Origin of the sequence: Arachidicoccus ginsenosidivorans (assembly GCF_007971385.1) — a bacterium.
GTDB lineage: Bacteria > Bacteroidota > Bacteroidia > Chitinophagales > Chitinophagaceae > Arachidicoccus > Arachidicoccus ginsenosidivorans.
This window is the reverse complement of record NZ_CP042434.1, coordinates 2,935,305-2,950,002: the sequence shown is the minus strand read 5'-3', so window position 1 is coordinate 2,950,002 and position 14,698 is coordinate 2,935,305. Positions and strand designations below refer to the sequence as shown.

Below are 14,698 nucleotides of genomic sequence, written 5' to 3'. Positions count from 1 at the left end.
TTTAAAACTTTAATATTATTGTACCCTTCTAAAATCAATATCAGAAGCCAGGATGCCATCCGTACCCAAACTGACACCACCACTTTTAATGACAATATACACGGTACCGGCACTGGTAAATTTAACCAAATTGCCACTTCCTGAACAAGAAATTGTCGCCAGTGCCCCGTCAAAAGGAGCTTTACCACATCCAGACCAGGTATTTAAGGACAACCTTTTGATGTCTGAAGGATCATTGGTATAGTCTACGCCCTGAACAGGCGCCTTGGACGCCACATAGACTTCATACCAGGTATCGGTCGCGCCTGAACCTTTTACATGCAGGTTAATTGTATAGGATTTACCCGCCTGCACCTGTACCGCCTGAAAAACCCCCTGATGGCCATTATTACCCCCGGTGGCCAAAATAGACCCATCAGGATTTATGGTAAACAATACATTGTCATTATCCGCAATATGCAGGATCTGCCAGGCCGAAGGATCAATCAGATTGGTGGGCGGGATGGCTTCATCCAACAAAGAATCCACATTAAAATAAACAACCATTTGCCGCATGGTATCATTAATGGAAAACTTAGAACTGCTTTTTAATTCCAGCGCAATGGCCACTGTCTGGCCTACGTAAGCAGAGAGTGCCTCAATTTTTACTTTTGGCGCAATATGCCCCTGCATGATGCCGTCCTGATAATGCATCCCAATATTTGTCTGAATACTGTAAGCATCCGCCGCCAGTGCTACCGTGCCAGCAGGCAGGGTGCCCGTTGAGACGAGCGCTGGAATAAGCGCATCACTCACACCAGCTTCCACACTAAAAGCACTGGTATCGCCAAAGCCGCCTCTAAATACAGAGACCAGAAAATTAGCCGTTTTATCTGTGGTATCCAAGGTCATCTGCCCGTCCACCAGTCCCGCAATAATATTTTTTGACCGGCCACTTCCGGTATATAGACCTTCCCATTGGAACTAGTCTTTACGCCCTGCAGAAAATCCTGTTTACAGTTCAGTGCGATGAGCATCATGATCAAACAGGCCCCCAGTATCTTAAAAGTTATATTTTGCTTTTTCATCTGTAAATTTTATTTAATTAATCCTTCTTATATCCGGACAATGCAGTCAACATTTAACTGTTTGATGGATTACCAGCCCGCATTTTGCGTCCAGCCGGTTTTATTGATCTCAGATTGCGGAATCGGAAACCAATACATTTTATCTGAAAACTTGCGATTTTCAAGTTTTTTCACGCTGTAATCCAGCGTTGTCCCTGTTTTGGTAATCACCATTCTATTCACCGGTTGATTGAAAGTAGTCCCTTGTTTCCAGCGGCGTACATCCCAGAGTCTTTGTCCTTCAAAACCCATTTCTACCCTTCTTTCATGTTCAATGGCAGCCTCATCCAACTGCGCTGCACTAAGTGCGGGCATGCCCGCCCTTGCCCTTACCAGATTTATGGCTTCCAGGGCAGTCATGCCATAACCTTCCGGATCAGCATCAGCCCCATAAGCATGTAGCATCGACTCCGCATAATTCAGCAGGATACCTCCATATCTAAAATAGATCCAGGCGTGATTGGCCGTGGTTCCATTGACCAGGTCAATGGAAGGATTGACCCATTTTTTCAGGTAATAACCCGTCTTGGTCGCATTGAGTTTTGGCAGACCACTATTGCCGCCCGTATAGGTTTCTATCGTATTTCCGGAAAAGGACGCCTCATTATACAAGACCTCAGCTTCCAGCCTTGGATCTCTGTTGGTATAGGGATCTTTGGCATCCATAGGATTGGACCAGCTAAAAGGTCTGGAGCCGGTAACCGCACCGTTGACGTCTTTAGTCAAGACCTCAAAAGCGTCCACAAAATTCTGAGTCGGTGTCAGGCTCTTGCCATTAGCGTTCTGGAAAACAATCGGAAAATTATCCTCCTCCAACCAGTTGATCGCCCCGTAGCGCTTATAGAAAATCACTTCCGGTGAACTGGTATTGCCTGAACCAAATAAATTGGCATAATTACCATCCAGCTGATAGCTGCCCAGCGCAATTACATCGTGCGCTGCTTTGGCTGCCTGTGCCCAGCTCTGGGTAGCACCAGCTTCCTGGAACAGTGGACTGGCAGCAAATAGCAACACTTTAGATTGCAGGGCCTTTATGGCACCATAAGTTACCCTGCCCAGATCATACCAGCTATAGGCAGACATATCCACCGGGATAATGGCCGCCGCAGAGTCACAAAGGGCATTAATGTATTTTATGCACTCATCCACCGAACTGCGGGTCTGACTTTTCCAGCTTGCCTTATCATTATAGTCCAACGGTGCCGTTAAAATCGGCACCCCACCATAATGGCGTACCAGATCAAAATAAAAATAAGCTTTTAAAAAATAAACCTCTCCGGAAAGAAAACGTACATTATCACGGGCATTAAAATAAGCCGTGGAATCTGTCGAAGTAATTCTGTCTCTTAAATAATCAATGTTTATGCGGCTTCTGTTTTTCAAAAATAGATTGGCCTGCTGAATCCCCTCAAAATTACGGGTCCAGCTGTCATCCAGATTGGTATACTGATCCCAGGTGCCGTCATTGAATTGCTGAGACCGGTCCGAGACGCTTGTTTCCTCTGCGTCATCGCTGGCAGCTTCCAGATCCAGATCAGTGAGCCCGTTGGGCAGGTAACTATAGGCGTTCCAGACTACCTGTTGTGCATATCCGTAGTTGCTATAAAGCTCATCCACAGATACATTCGCCTGGACATTATTGACATCCAGAAAATCTTTCTTACAGGCAGTCATATAAGTCAGGGCTAGTGCGGTGCACGCTAAAATTATATTTTTCTTCTTCATGACCTTTTCTTTACTTTTTAAGCAAATTCCAAATAGCTGTTGCCATTATAATTTGCAATTAGAATTTAACATTAAAACCAAAACTGACCACTTTGGTAAGTGGATAGCCCATCGACACATTTTCTGCCTCCAGGTCGGCTAATTTATCCCAGGTGAATAAATTTGTCCCGCTGGCAAATACACGGATTCCTTCCAGGCCCCGCAGCCATTTTTTCACAGAAAAAGTGTAGCCCAACTCAAGAGAACGCAGTTTTAAAAAATTACCATTGCGCATCCAGTAATCCGCCATCTGATCATTATTTGGATTTTGCAGCGTAGACAATCTGGGAGAAGTCGCTGTAGCGGCCGTCTCTGGTGTCCAGTAATTCTTGGAGAACTCCGTGATATTATTATTACCGGCAAAAGGATGCGTATAATCATAGGCAGCACCTAAAAGGGTTACACTTCGGTTCATTACTCCTTGCAAAAAAGCATCAAAATCAAAATGCTTGTAGGTAAATCCCAGATTAAAACCCAGGGTGATTTCCGGGATGTCCGTATACCCAATGGGCTTCATATCATATTTATTAATCACGCCATTACCATCCAGATCCTTAAATTTCAGATCACCAGGATGCAACTGACCGTAAGAAGAAACTGCCAGCCCTTGTTTTAAATTACCTTCTGCGTCAAAATCGTCCTGTCCATAATAACCATCAAAGAGCAATCCTCTTGTTTGGTTAATCGGATAGCCTTTGTCATATAAATAATCAAAGGGCTCTGCGTCTTCCGACTTTTCCTTGATCTTGTTGCGTGCATAGGCAAAAGAGCCACTCACAAAGTATTTAAAGTCATGGTCTTGATTGCGGTAAGTAATAACGGCTTCCAGGCCGGTATTATCCACCACCCCGCTGTTGGTAAAAGGAAGGTTAAAACCGGCAAAGGCGGGCACATCTGCACTGGCCACTTCATAAATACCACTTTGATGCTCATCAAAAAGATCTATGGTGGCTTCCAGGTGTTTAAATAACCTTACATCCACCCCAAGATTCAAAATAGTCTTTTGCTCCCAGGTGGCATCCGGATTGGCAAACGGCCCTTCAGTCATGCCGCCTTTGCCCGCATTATTGCTGCCAAAGATCCAGCCGGATGCGCCCACAGCGTTTTGCCTGTACAAAAACCGATAATCTTCATTAATACTTCCAGTCGTCCCATAAGAGGCGCGCAGCTTAAGAAAATCCACTGCCTTACTGTTTTGCATAAAAGGCTCTGAACTCATGACCCAACCAAGACCGATAGACGGAAATAATCCATAGCGGTGCCCTTTTTGAAAATCAGCGGAACCCATATAGGCCGCACTGACATTCAGGATATACTTTTGGGCATAATCATAAGTAAAATTACCAGTCAATCCCTGGGTATGCACTTCATAGGTCTGTCCATTGTGGGAATAATTCTTTTTCATGGCCAGCAGCATACCGGTATAATGGTTCAAACCAAAACCCCGGTCATAATTCAGCCCGAGCTGAGTCGTATTACGGTTCCAGTGGTTCCCGCCACCATCATTGGAACTCTGAGAGATGCTGCCAATCTGTTTATAAGTCGGCTGACCATCGCCGCCCAGCACCGGCTGATCATCGGCGCCCTTTAATATCTCATAAGAAGGCACTGAAAACAAGGTCTGGTAAAAACCTACATATTGATTGTTGAAAGAGACACCCCCCACCAGGTTTAAGCCCTGGGTCAGCACATCTAGTTTTTGCCTGAAGGTAAAATCAGTCTGCAGGGTTCTGGTATGGGCACTATAAATCCCGTTTTGCTGCAAAAGCTCTATCGGATTAAAGGCATACACCGAACTATTACCCCAGCTACCATTGGGGTTTTTAACCGGAAAGGCCGCAGCCGGCACCCGCATCAGGTTGGTAAATAAGGAAGAGGCAGTAAAGCCGGCCGGCGTTTTTCGGTCTTCTGTAATACCAGAGATATTGGCCTTCACCAGTAAGTTCTTTGTCAGATCGATCTCCACATTGGCCCTCAGATTTAATTTATTGTACTGGGCATTGGTGCCAAAATCCTTATCGATGGCCTGCGCATTTTTATACAGACCGATATAGTTGGTATAATCCATCAATACAAAATAACGGGCATGGCGATTACCGCCTCTGAAAGAAAGATTATAATCCTGGATATTAGATGTAGGATTGAGTAATTCTTGATACCAGTCAACATTGGGATGATAAGGATCTCCGCTTTTCTGGTACAAGGTCGGATCCGGATATTTCTCAGGTAATCCATCATTTGCCAGCGCCTCATTATATAGCCTTGTATAATCGTAAGCATTCATGACTTTTGGCAGCTCAATCGGACTTTGGATGCCGTACCTGCCATTGATCACCAATTGATTCTTGTCCATACTCTTGCCTTTAATGGTGCGTACACTGATTACTCCGCCGGCTCCTTCCAGTCCATACAAAGAAAGGGAAGCGGCATCTTTGAGCAAAGTCACAGAAGCGATCTCATTGGGTGATAGGGCGCTCAATGCATTTTGGTCCACCCTAAATCCGTCCAGCAAAATAATCACCTGATTGGTATTCCAGCTGGAGCGCCCCCTGATATACATGGTCGGGCTATCGTAACCCGGCTCACCGGATCCGGTGACAACTGTCAGACCTGGAATCCGGCCTTGCAGTGTATTGAGCAGGTTACCGGTAAACATCCTGTTTAAATCTTTGCCATCCAGTGTATAAGTGGAGGCGGTACTGCGCCAGGCTTTTTCCTGACGCAGCCCCAGATCCACCTGGGTAAAAAGAGTACTATCCCCTCTAGTGGAGTCCGGCAGAGTGGCGCCAGTAATCATCTGCGCATGGGCCTTTAGGCCTATGCCCATCAGACAACCAGCCGCCAGCCATTGAATATATTTATATTTGGATAAAAAGTTCATTTGATTTTATTTAGGTATAAAAGCAGATTTAACAAAGTCATGACCTGAAAGATGCAACATTACCAACCTGGATTCTGTCCATTCCAGTCAGCGCCATCTCCCAGATAATTTTTACTGACTTCATTATTGGGGAAAGGCACGTAGTAGTATTTTACCGGAAAGACCCGGTTAATAAAGCTGACCTGTTCCCAGCTTCTTTTAAGCGCACCGCCTACTTTTTTGGCCGTGGTAACTACCCCATGCAAAGTGCCGTTGAGCACCTTATTTGCCTCCAGCCACCGGTTCAGATCATTGTATCGGAATCCTTCATAAGCAAATTCAATGGTACGCTCATTTTGTATCGCCTTTCTGAAATCCAACTGGCCGGCTGGATGCTTATCCGGCATACCGGCTCTTTCGCGAATCAGATTCAGATACTGGGTTGCCTGAGCCGTGGGGCCGGAATATTCATTGATTGCCTCTGCATAACTCAGGTAAAATTCTGCCAGTCTGAATATCGGCCAGGCAAAATGATTGTCATTCATATTATCAATACGCGCTACAAACTTATAAGTCTCCATTGCGTACCCGTCTACCCCGGCATCACTGGAGGAGAGATTGCCATCCGCATAACCGTCGCCACCTTTATAATAGGCCAGGGTACCCCGGATACCATTATAATGCATCCCGTCATAGGCCACCGTTTGATAAAACCTCGGATCCAGATCCAATGCCTGGACATCTGTTGGAAAATCAGTTCCAGAAGCCGGCAAGCTCCATTTAGACCCGTCCGCCTTTTCATACTGCTGCATAAACTCTACGGGTACATTATTTTTTACCCCCCAGGAAGCCAGTCTAAGTTTGGAAGAAAGATATGTGCCCCAGAAAAAATCACTGGAGGCCTGATTGGCCGTATTAACTAAAATCAGCTCTGAATTGGCATATACATTGGACACAGCTTCATAATCTCCCAGGGTCGCATAAGTATCACCCGTTGTCTTAGGATGACCGGTATTATACAGGGCTACACCAGACTGGGTCGCATGGTTGATAACATCCAGCGAAGCCTGGGCGGCCAGATTCCAGCGCTCTTTATTATAATCAGGATAAGCCAGTACAGAGTCACGTGCATCCCCATAGCGCGCCTGCGTGATGGCGCTTTTCATATCAGCAGGTGTGTTATACAAGGGGCTAGCTGCGTATAAAAGCACTCTGGCTTTAAGTGCACGGGCGGCAAGGCTGGTCACTTTGCCATAATCCTGTGGGCTTCTGGTAGGAGGTAAAAGCGTTGCTGCACGGTCACACCAGTCCACAATACTATCCACAACGGTAGCCACCGCACTTCTACGGATATTTAACTGTTGGGTACCATCAAGGGGCTCGGTGACCAGTGGAATCCCTCCATATAATCTGAAGAGTTCAAAATGTTGCCAGGCCCTGCAAAAAAGTGCTTGGCCTTTGACATCGCTGATCCAGGTCGGGTCAGCGTCCGTTACCGCATCTATATTCTTATAGACCAGATTTGCCTGGCGGATGCCTTTATAATGCCCGCCGTAACCGCCTTTATCAATGGATGCGTCCGGGCTTTCATTACCCGTATTATAAGGACCGGCATTAATACTGGAGCAGGCCCAGTCGTATGTCGGATGCAGGATATATAACTCATCCGTAATGGCCTCGGGACGGCACTGATAAGGGTCATTCATCGGAAAATAGGTTGTGATACAAAGATTATACATTTGCGCCACCGCATACTGCGCCTGATTTTTTGTGTGGAAAATCGTATCCACTGTAACGGCTCCCCCTTTGGCTTTTCCAGAAAGTCTTTATTGCAACTGCAAACAGCCATAAGCAACAACACAAAGGCAGGGATAATTGTATATATGAAACTTTTTTTCATGTTCAAATAAGATTTTGCTTTCTAAAAATTGATGTTCACGCCTATGTTGTACGTCTTAGTGAGCGGATAACCAATATTGCCCAGGTTCTCCGGATCTCCCCAGATCTTATTAGGCGCCCAGGTATAGAGATTGTCCCCACTTAAAAATAACCGGGTGGATTGTATCCCCATTTTCTTTAAAAAGCGTTTATTGAATGTATAGCCAATAACCAGATTCTGCAGGCGTACATAAGAGGCATCGATCAAAAAGAAAGTATTACCAGCATAGTCCGCCCCGGAGCCAGCAGCCTGTTGATTATAGGCGGCGATGGGAAAATCAATCCGGTCACCACTATTATACCTTTCCAGGGTAAAACGGTTGGCATCTACACCGAACAGGGATTGCTGTTTATTAAAATGTAGCTCACTCATACCGCCTCTGGCGACACCGGCTACACCGGCAAATAAAGCCGACACATCAAAACCTTTATAATTAAATCCTACGGTGAGACCAAAATTATAAATCGGATCACGGGTTTTGCCCGTTCTAACCCGGTCTTTATCATCCACCATACCATCACCATTGATATCTTCCAGCCGGATGGAACCAGGTTGCAGGGGCACCCCGGCATAACCCAGGTCTTTTTGATAGACCGGATCTCCATTTAAATTCGTATAGGGTTTGCCATTTTTCAGTGCCAGCACAGGCTCCGATAAGATAGGATTGCCATTGCCATCAATGGCATAAAGATCCGACCAGGACGTATATAGCCCTTCTGCCTGCAGCAACAGTTGCTGTCCAACCGGACGCCCGGTAGCCGCCTGATATTCCTGGCCTTTTAAAATGGGCTCATCCTGGAAAATGATCTTGTTTTTATGGATGGCACCATTAGCTCTTATATAATAACTGAAGTCACCGATCTTATCGTTGAACTTAAGTTCCAGATCATGTCCCAGCTATCCACTGAGCCTAAATTGTATGGCGGCAGATTGGCCTGCACAATACCCGGTATGGTTTGCCGGTAAGAAAGAATGCCGGTTCTGTGGTTTTTAAAATAATCGTAGATAATGGACAGCTTGTTTTTAAACAGATGTAATTCCAATGCCAAATCCAGATCCTGAGATACTTCCCAGGTCACATTGGGATTTCCCAAAACGTTTTCATCTGCTCCCTGGACATAGTTTCGGTTGTCCAGATCCCCAAAATTGTAGCCTCCTTCGTACTGCCAGGTGTCAGGTAAATACAGGTATCTGGCACCTCCGATATTGTCATTACCGACCTTTCCATAAGAGGCGCGGAGCTTTAAGAAACTGACAATATCATTTTTAGGATAAAAAGACTCATTGGAAACGATCCACCCAGCAGAGTAAGAGGGGAAAAAACCAAACCTTTGTCCTTCCGGAAAATTCTCCGATCCGTTATAGCCCATATCGAACTCCGCAATATATTTATTGGCATAAGCGTAATGCACCCTGCCCGCCAAACTTTCATAGGCGTGCGGTAAGTCATACTCCAGATTAGGATCATATTTTTTTCTTTACTACCCAGTGCGAGCGCAGAGATCGTATGTTGACCAAACTGACGATCATAATTAATGGAAACTTCCCCATAAAGCTTGCGCCATTTACCATTATAATAATCTCCCCATCTGGAAGGCGGCGTCGGATCGTTTAATTGCACCAAAATAGGATCCAGTTTATCGCCACTTGGATTTTCTCTGATCCCGTACCATAAAGGTTTATAGTTGCCACCCGCCGCACTGGAAAAATAACTGTCATAGGAACCCAGCGCTTTGACGGATAGTCCCTTGGTCAGTTTATCCAACTGGTATTTAAAAATCACTGAAGAGTTCAGGATACTATTATTGGTAATATTATAACTGTTAGAGTTTTCAATGGCATACATCGGATTGAGCTGGTCATTCTGGTTATTAAAGGGAACGACGTATTTGCCATCTATCATCCCTGGCGAAGCCAGGGGGGTAGACCAAAGAATACGTTTTTCCCAGGTATACGCATCATTATCCATACCGCCAATCTGAACGAACTGAGCGGCCAGGTTAACCGATACCTTAAAATCCTCGGTCACATCAAAATCAAAATTTCCTCTTAAGTTGTAGCGGTTTTTGCGGAACTCCATCTCATCTGGAAAAGTGAGATAATCCGTTTTGAACATGCCGCCCTGGATTAGATAACCTAAAGAGACAAAGTACCGCATGAATTTAGTCCCTCCCTTAATGTTAGCATTGGCCTGACTCATCTGCGTAGACTTTTTGAAAATCTGGTCTACCCAATTTACATCCGGATGAAAATAAGGATCATAATACGGATTGGTCTGGCCTCCCGGTAACTTGGGTGTATGGGCATTTTTATAATAGTTCAGATCTTCGTCTGAATAATAGATATTGGCTTCCTTTTTCCAGTTCGCATTGCGCTTTTGAACAAAATCATCCCATGAATGAATATCCGCATCATTAGCATGATTGATCCAATAGGTTTCAAAACTTTGTTCATTGAGCAGTGTCGCATATTCATAGGAATTGACAAATTTGGGAATATTGGTAAACTGCGTAATCGCCGTCTGACCGGACAGGCTGATCTGGGGAGCCCCCACTTTCCCTCTTTTGGTGGTAATGAGAATAACCCCATTGGCTCCTCTTACCCCATACACAGCCGTAGCAGAAGCGTCCTTTAAAATACTGATGGATTCTACCTCATTGGGATCAATATCATCATAAGTATCCCGGGCAATACCGTCTACCATGATCAATGGGCCGGTTTGCCCCGTATAAGTACCTATACCGCGAATGGTCAGTGTCGCCCCGTCAGAACCGGGTTTACCAGAGTTCTGAAGGGCGACCAGTCCCGCCAGTTGGCCTTTTAAGGCCGTACTGATATTAGGAACAGGCGCCTTGACCAGTTCGGCTCCCGATACCGTTGAGATTGCAGCAGTCAAAAATTCTTTTTTCTGCGTGCCATAGCCAATGACGACAATCTGATCCAGATCTGTCGGCTGATTTTTTAATATGACAGAAATACTTGTCTGCCCATTGACTTCAATTTCCTGGGAAAGCATTCCCACATAGCTATAGACCAAAGTAGCGTTTTCAGGAACCTGATCTAAGGAATACATTCCCAGATCGCTGGTAACAGTACCATTCTTTGTGCCTTTTACCACGACTGACACGCCGCTCAAGGGTTTGCCAAGACTGTCTGTAACAACACCGTGAACCGTTATTTTCTCAGGGGCTGCCTTTGTAATGATCGTTTTTCTCTTGACAATAATGGCCTTATTGGTAATTTGATAGGTAAATGGCTGCTCTTTAAAACAGATGTCTAAAACATCGGTCATATCTGCATTTTTTACAGAAATGGTGACAGGTTTTGCGCCTTGCAGCACTTCATTGGTATAGACAAACTGGACACCGTTTTGCTTCCAGATAGCATGGAAGATTTGCTGAATCGTAGCATTTTTCTCCTGCAGCGTTATTTTTTGGGCACTTGATTTTGCGCTAAGTTGCAGTGCAGCAACCATTATTATGGCAAATAGTTTAAAAAATCGTAATATTTTGGTAATTACTCCGCCAGGCAAGTCATGTTTCAGTCTAAAATACATAGCTTTGCTGTGTTTGGGTTTAATAAATAATAAAGTCAGGTCTAATTGGTTTTATTGGTAACATAACCTAAATGCTGCCGTTCCGGGGTAGGAGCTGGAACGGCCTTTTTATTTTTGTAGCACCAGGGCCGCTGGTAGTCGACATCCCTGAAACTAACGGGTAAATGTTCCAATATTTTTTCTACGCGCTAGCGGTTTAAAATGGCTGTATTTGCATTTTCATTTTAATCATTTTTTTGTGTTTGTTTAATAAAAGAAAAATCCGTTTATATAAATCATTTATGGAAAGGAGTCTTTTGAAAAAATTATCTGCTTTCCAATGCTTCATACACTTGTTACATCCCATTCTACTTTTTACTTTAATGGTTTACTGGGCAATTTATATTTGCTAAACTAAATATGCTTCACCTTTGCACAACAAGCACTGACTTTTATCATGAATCTTCCACCCGCCACTATTGGCCAGCCAGTATTTACTATTTTCCACTCAACACCTCAATGGTTCTGCCCGTAATTTTAAAATGAACTTTTTCGGTCGCCTCCAGCATCGACAGGATTTCATGAATATCATTGTCTCTGTTCATAATAGCAGAGAACAAATCAGTAGGCTGCTTGCCTGCATAATGAACATCGATATCATACCATCTGCTCAGGGCCTGCATAATGGAGACAATATCCATCTGATCAAAATAGAACAGCCCGTTTTTCCAGGCAACTACTCTATCCAGATCAATATTAGATTTTGTAGCGAGGCTACCATCAATGGCCATCGTTGCCTGTTGGCCGGGAACAATCATTAAAGAATCGCTATGATAAATCACCCGAACAGATCCTTCCAACAAGGTGGTCCTGACCACGGGCTGATCCGGATAGTCACAGATATTAAAGTGCGTACCTAAGACGCGAACATTCATCCCTCTTGAGGTCTCCACAATAAAAGGATGCTTCGCATCCTTTGCTACCTCAAAATAAGCCTCTCCAACCATAGAAATGATACGGTTGGCCCCCGTAAACCGGGTTGGATACTTTATTCTTGAATCAGCATTGAGCCAGACTTTTGTGCCGTCTGGCAATACCAACTGGTATTTACCACCTCTGGGGGTCGTCATGGTATTATAGGCGATTATTCCCGAACCGGTGGCATCTGGCGCCGTGGATTCATTTGCCGTATAAATTAATTGCCCGTTTTGAACCTTGTGAATGTCTACCCCATTTTGATCAGCCAGTACTCCATTGGCAGCACTATCAAGCAGGATTTTTTTACCGTTAGCGAGCGTCAATATCGCTTTATCCTTACCTGGAACAATGTTATAATCCACCGACGGATTCTTGGCCATTTTATGGATAACGGATTGCCTGCCTTTTTGAATACTCAAAGTAATAAGTACCCCCAAAGCGCAGACTAAAAGGATCACAGCCGCCCTGTACCAATAGATTGAACGCCCGTTTTTAGCTGAAACCTTTAACACCTTTGGTGGTTCACTTATTTTGTCCGACTCCAGGACCTTGTCAACAATGGAGCTGTATTTCTTGGGTGTTTGCTTGTATGCTGATAATAATTGATTGATCTGATGCTCATCTTCACCTTCAGTAATCCCTAATAATTTATCAAGGACTTGTTGTAAATCAGCTCCATTTTGACCACTTAGACCCTCCAGCAACAAATTTAGCTCCTGCTCGGTCGCCTGACCTGCCAGTGCCTTTTGTGCCAGCGATTCCCAATATGTATTATCCGGTGCGGTCATTATAAATATTAATTCTAAAAAGAGGCTTGAATGTAACTTGCAAGAACTTGTAAGATTCCTCAAGCACATTGCAAGACATTGCAAGACATTCCAAGATATTCCAAGATCTTCCCCCTTTTAGAAGTAGACAGCTAACGGGCAGTAGCGTACCAATGGAAAATAAAAAAAATACAAATTAATGGACATCTTAAACATGATTCATTGACAATCAACCAACAAAGAACACCCTCCATTCAAGATTTTTAATAAAAAAAGCAATTGAGCCAAAAAAACAAGCAGTCTTTAAAAAGGGAAAACCTGAACACGCTCAAAGAATTCAATGGGTAAGAAGTTAGGAATAAAGGAAACTGTCCAGCCAATGTAAACATCAACCTAAAAGCCATGTCAGCAAATACAGCAGGCTCACCAGAATACCTTTTTCTTTGAGCAGGCGCCTGATCATTTTTAATCCACGACTAAGCGTATTTTTGACGGTCTGATTGGAAAGGCATAAGTCGTTGGCAATTTGCTGAATATCCATGCCTTCTTCCCGGCTTAACCGGTAGATCTTTTGTGTCTGAGGAGGTAACTGCTGAATAACTTCTTTTAGTATCCTGGCAGTCTCTTTATGAAAAATTTCCTTTTCTATGGCATTGAACTTTTCTGAAGGTGGCGCCGCAGTAGCCATGATATCCGTATGTCTTTGCACAACCTTTTTATGCTTCAGATGATTGAAGCAAATATGATAGACAATCTGCATGGCCCATTTACGGGGTTGCTCCACCTCACTTAATATGTCTCTTTTTAACCAGATTTTCAGAAAAGTATCCTGTAAATAATCAGGTATTAAGGAAGCGTCACCGGTGACCCGTTCAATAATATAACTAAACAAAGGTGTATACAGCGTAAAAAGTTTTCTAAATGACGCCTCATCTCCATTTGCCACTTTGTCAAAAAGAACTCTTTCCTCTGTCTGCATTGTTAACAGCTCCCTACCATCCAATAGATTGGCATCCGTATTCCTTATTTGTTCAGAAACGGGTGAATCAATTAAATTTGAACCATTTAGATCAATATGAATGGACTTTATCACGACAGAAAGAAAACGTTTTTAACTTGTTTGTCATTAACCTTCTAATAACAAAAAACAATCAAATTTAACTTTATTTTTTATTCAGCCAAATAAATTTGTATTCTTTCCTTTTTTGCGATCCTCCGTTATTTTGCAAAAATTGCATCAATTCGCTTGATTTTCAGGGCAGATATTAACTCAGATCTTTTTTAAAAAAAATACTTATTTTAAAAGGTAAAGCAGAGAAATCAGATTTGTTTAGCCGCCTTAAGCCCTTCTTTTTTTGGATGGATATTTGGGATATGATATCAGTTATTGAACAAACTATTTTTCAATCTAAAATACTAGTTATGCAAACAGATCATTTTACAGTGCCTTTTATGCGCGCAGGCAATCGCTATACCGTTCAGGTGCATACTGAACCTTCAACTGATGACGTGGACACTTACATCTGCCATTTAAACGGGGAAAGAATTACCCAAATAAGAAAAGATGTAGGGCAGTGGAAACAACTCTGGGGAGAATTAAATGAAACGGAGATTAATCAAATAGGAGAAGCCATTGATACAGAACTGGCCAGATAGTGTCAATTGCTGTAGGTAAGAATGCAAAATTGGGCAATTAGGCCACCTTAAATTGGAAACCAGGTATAATCTCCATTTTCTTTAATCATTACT

10 protein-coding genes are annotated in these 14,698 nt (G+C 43.6%); 1 reads left to right on the top strand and 9 read right to left on the bottom strand.

Annotated elements, in window-relative coordinates; translation table 11 throughout:
- Positions 1-15: 15 nt before the first annotated feature.
- The 9 genes from FSB73_RS11795 to FSB73_RS11755 form a co-directional block, all read right to left on the bottom strand.
- Positions 16-903 carry a hypothetical protein gene (locus tag FSB73_RS11795; protein ID WP_146782267.1) on the bottom strand — a complete coding sequence of 296 codons (888 nt, stop codon included), beginning with the start codon at positions 901-903 and terminating at the stop codon, positions 16-18.
- The gene (locus FSB73_RS11790; RefSeq protein ID WP_146782265.1) at positions 888-1,067 is read right to left on the bottom strand and encodes a hypothetical protein; all 180 of its coding nucleotides are present in this window, start codon (positions 1,065-1,067) and stop codon (positions 888-890) included. The genes FSB73_RS11795 and FSB73_RS11790 overlap by 16 nt, the downstream gene beginning before the upstream one ends.
- 69 nt (positions 1,068-1,136) lie before the next feature.
- The gene (locus FSB73_RS11785; protein ID WP_146782262.1) at positions 1,137-2,831 is read right to left on the bottom strand and encodes a RagB/SusD family nutrient uptake outer membrane protein; all 1,695 of its coding nucleotides are present in this window, start codon (positions 2,829-2,831) and stop codon (positions 1,137-1,139) included.
- A 58-nt stretch (positions 2,832-2,889) separates the two neighbouring features.
- Positions 2,890-5,751 (bottom strand): SusC/RagA family TonB-linked outer membrane protein, encoded by a 2,862-nt coding sequence (locus FSB73_RS11780; RefSeq protein ID WP_146782259.1) that lies wholly within the window; start codon positions 5,749-5,751, stop codon positions 2,890-2,892.
- A 59-nt stretch (positions 5,752-5,810) separates the two neighbouring features.
- Entirely contained in the window at positions 5,811-7,520 is a 1,710-nt protein-coding gene (locus tag FSB73_RS11775; RefSeq protein WP_225973956.1) for a RagB/SusD family nutrient uptake outer membrane protein, read from the bottom strand.
- 131 nt (positions 7,521-7,651) lie between these two features.
- Positions 7,652-8,398, bottom strand: coding sequence for a hypothetical protein (locus FSB73_RS11770; protein WP_146782256.1), 747 nt, complete (start codon positions 8,396-8,398; stop codon positions 7,652-7,654).
- Positions 8,399-8,912: 514 nt separating this feature from the next.
- On the bottom strand, positions 8,913-11,144 hold the full coding sequence (locus FSB73_RS24865; protein ID WP_158639512.1) for a SusC/RagA family TonB-linked outer membrane protein: 2,232 nt from the start codon (positions 11,142-11,144) through the stop codon (positions 8,913-8,915).
- Between the two features lie 557 nt (positions 11,145-11,701).
- Positions 11,702-12,970, bottom strand: a complete 1,269-nt coding sequence (locus FSB73_RS11760; RefSeq protein WP_158639511.1) for a FecR family protein — start codon at positions 12,968-12,970, stop codon at positions 11,702-11,704.
- 367 nt (positions 12,971-13,337) lie between these two features.
- A complete protein-coding gene (locus tag FSB73_RS11755; RefSeq protein ID WP_146782247.1) occupies positions 13,338-14,042 on the bottom strand; it encodes an RNA polymerase sigma factor in 705 nt (234 codons plus the stop codon).
- A 329-nt stretch (positions 14,043-14,371) separates the two neighbouring features.
- Between FSB73_RS11755 and FSB73_RS11750 the strand changes: the two genes are divergently transcribed.
- Complete coding sequence (locus FSB73_RS11750) at positions 14,372-14,605, top strand: hypothetical protein (protein ID WP_146782244.1); 234 nt, start codon at positions 14,372-14,374, stop codon at positions 14,603-14,605.
- The last annotated feature ends 93 nt before the right edge of the window (positions 14,606-14,698 follow it).